Here is a 2,871-nt window from a genome sequence, read left to right on the forward strand (position 1 = left end):
GGTCACTCAGCCGCGGAGCGGAAAATACCTCTAACTCCCGACCAGTAACTACTGTCGCCGCCTCAATCTTATCCAGCTCGTTATTTGCCTGAGACAATTGAGCCAGGATTTCATCCGCCAGCTGAATCGCTTCGTCCAGGCGAGATTGTGCCAGCAACGCTCGGAACTGCGCCTGGTACTGCTCAATTCGCACTACCCGCCGAGATAGGCCGATGCTCGACGCAGCAAAACTAGCGGTTACCGCTGCCAGCTCCGGGGGGATATTGGCAAGGGGCAACTTCTGGAGTCGGGCTTCAACTTCGGCAGGATTCTTCTGTAAGACCAAATCCAGAGCAGCAGAATAATAGCGCAACAAAGAAATACCGCTAAATATCACCTCGGCGGTCTCCGGGTCTTCATGAAACTCAGCCGCCAATACCCCCGGGCTGATGGTGAAAAATAGCGCCACCGAGATAATGGTTCCGGCGACTCGATTCCCTAGTTTCTTGGGCAACATCATCGACCTGATAGAATCTTTATTATTGTCATGGTGACCATCACCATAAAGCCGGCAGATAGTCCCACGCCGACGGAACTGAGAGCTCTTCTGGCCCTGGGGTTGAGATGAACATAAAGCAGCGTAATAATGAGATAGGCGATGATGTTGACGGTGAAATAGATTTGAAGGTCATCGCTACCAAGGAAGGCCAGCAGGGTATTTATCAAGCCAGCCGCGATAGCCAGCAAGATGAGATACTTATTATATATCCTCAAGACAGCACCTCGAGTATTATCCGGCTCTTGCCCTTACTGTTGCTTTCCTCTTCAATTCTCACCGGTTTGCCCAGGGCTTCACTGGATATCGCCGCCGCTATCGAGGCAATCGGGCTACCCAGACAGCGATAGTACCAGATATCCTCATAATGTAATCTTGAGCCTTTAACCTCGACCTCCACCCGGGAATCACGCAGATTCACCGTAGCGGAACTGGCGATATCCAGAACCCCGGTCAAGATATAGGTTATCGCCGCCTCAATATCATCAGATGTTGGTCCCGGCATCGTCTCCAGCATATCAATATTGATGCTCCCCGGTGTCGTCACGGCAATAGCCATGTCGTCGGGCTTGGACCCGTATCTCACGATTAACCGCCCCGGAAGTACCCCCTTGACCCACTGAATATCCGTACCGTCCACCAGTGGTATCAGCGCCTGCGGGTGTCCGCCCCTCATCGCTGAAGGTAGATATATTGCCTTGTTTCTCAGTCCCAGTTCTTCTAAGAGAGCCGCCGTATTTTCCATCCCGGTCTTAAGGAGCAGCTGGCATGCTTCCGGAGAGAGGTAAGGTCGGGCGTTGGCCAGGGCGATAGCGACAAAACCGATGACGATTATGGAAAGACCGAGCGCCGTTAACGGCACGGAAGCGATAATAAAATAGGAGATGGGGGCGAAGATAGCACCCGCCAGACACAGCCCCATGCCCAATTTGCGATACGGATTATTCACCAAACCAACCCCCTCCAAGTAACGACCATTATAATATAGCCCGGTAATCGGGACAAGCGACCGGCCAGTTGGTTATTATAAAGAAAGAGCCGGGTTTATACTATACTTCGGGGTCGATACTGGATGGCTTCCGCCAGATGCTGTGCCTGGATTGGCGCGCTATCTTCTAAGTCGGCAATAGTTCGGGCTAATTTAAGTATGCGGTGAAAGGCGCGCGCGGAGAGGTAGAGCTGCTTCATCGCCATTTTGAGCAGGCTCTGGGCGGACGGCTCTACCCGGCAAAACTCTCTCACCTCAGTCGGCGTCATCTCCGCATTACAGGCTAGCCTGGTGCCGTCAAATCGCTGGCGCTGTCGGGCGCGAGCCGCCACGACCCGGGCTTGAACCTTGGCTGATTTCTCCCCCAGCCTCTCGTCGGTCAGCTTCTCGTAGTCAACATGGGGCACCTCGACAAAGATATCAATACGGTCAATGAGCGGCCCGCTGATACGCCGCTGATAGCGAGAAACCAGGCTGGGAGGGCAGGTGCATTGCCGGAATGGGTCGCCATAGTAGCCACAAGGGCAGGGATTCATCGCTCCCACCAGCATGAAGTTAGCCGGAAAGGTGACGCTGCCCTGTGCCCGGCTGATGGTAATTACCTTATCCTCCAGAGGCTGGCGTAATGTTTCCAGCAGGGCATGCCCGAACTCGGGAAACTCGTCCAGGAAGAGGACTCCCCGGTGGCTGAGACTGATTTCGCCCGGCTTGGGGTAGTGTCCGCCGCCCACCAGACCAGCGCCAGAGATGGTATAGTGCGGGCTACGGAAGGGCCGCTGTCTCACCAGGGGAGTATCCGGGGGCAACAAACCACTGACGCTATAAATCTTGGTCACCTCGATGGCTTCCTCATTGGTCATTGGCGGTAATATTAAAGGCAGCGAGCGTGCCAGCAGTGTCTTACCGCTGCCCGGGGGACCCATCATCATGATATTATGTCCCCCCGCCGTGGCCACCTCTAAAGCCCGCTTGGCGTGTTCCTGTCCTCGAATATCAGCCAGGTCAGTAATTGGGACAGCCGGCGGACGATATTCATCAACTGCGCCCGGCTGGTATTCCGGGATGGTGATTTCTCCCCGTAAATGGCTCACCAATTGAGCCAGTGAACTGACGGGGGTGATTTTGGTGCCCACAATTAATGACGCCTCTTTAGCATCGGCATCAGGGACAATGACACCGGAGAATCCCCGTTCCCGGGCCAGGGCGACCATCGGTAAGATACCATGGGTATGACGCAAGCTGCCGTCCAGCGACAGCTCGCCGAGCAGCAGAGTTTGCGAAAGGTCGGCAGCTACCTGCTCCGAGCTGAGCAGCAGACCGACGGCAATGGGCAAATCATAAGCGGGTC

The 2,871-nt window shown here is 55.0% G+C and carries 4 protein-coding genes; all 4 read right to left on the bottom strand.

What is annotated here, in order from left to right; all coding sequences use genetic code 11:
* The coding region (locus Q8Q07_04335; protein MDP3879520.1) for a hypothetical protein at positions 1 to 493 on the bottom strand (493 nt) is incomplete at its 3' end.
* A gap of 2 nt (positions 494 to 495) precedes the next feature.
* Positions 496 to 753: a hypothetical protein gene (locus Q8Q07_04340; GenBank protein MDP3879521.1), complete on the bottom strand. Its 258-nt coding sequence runs from the start codon at positions 751 to 753 to the stop codon at positions 496 to 498.
* Complete coding sequence (locus Q8Q07_04345; protein ID MDP3879522.1) at positions 750 to 1,484, bottom strand: hypothetical protein; 735 nt, start codon at positions 1,482 to 1,484, stop codon at positions 750 to 752. The genes Q8Q07_04340 and Q8Q07_04345 overlap by 4 nt, the downstream gene beginning before the upstream one ends.
* A gap of 95 nt (positions 1,485 to 1,579) precedes the next feature.
* Positions 1,580 to 2,871: YifB family Mg chelatase-like AAA ATPase (locus tag Q8Q07_04350; protein MDP3879523.1), on the bottom strand; the 1,292-nt coding region annotated here is incomplete at its 5' end.

Source organism: Dehalococcoidales bacterium (assembly GCA_030698765.1).
GTDB lineage: Bacteria > Chloroflexota > Dehalococcoidia > Dehalococcoidales > UBA2162 > JAUYMF01.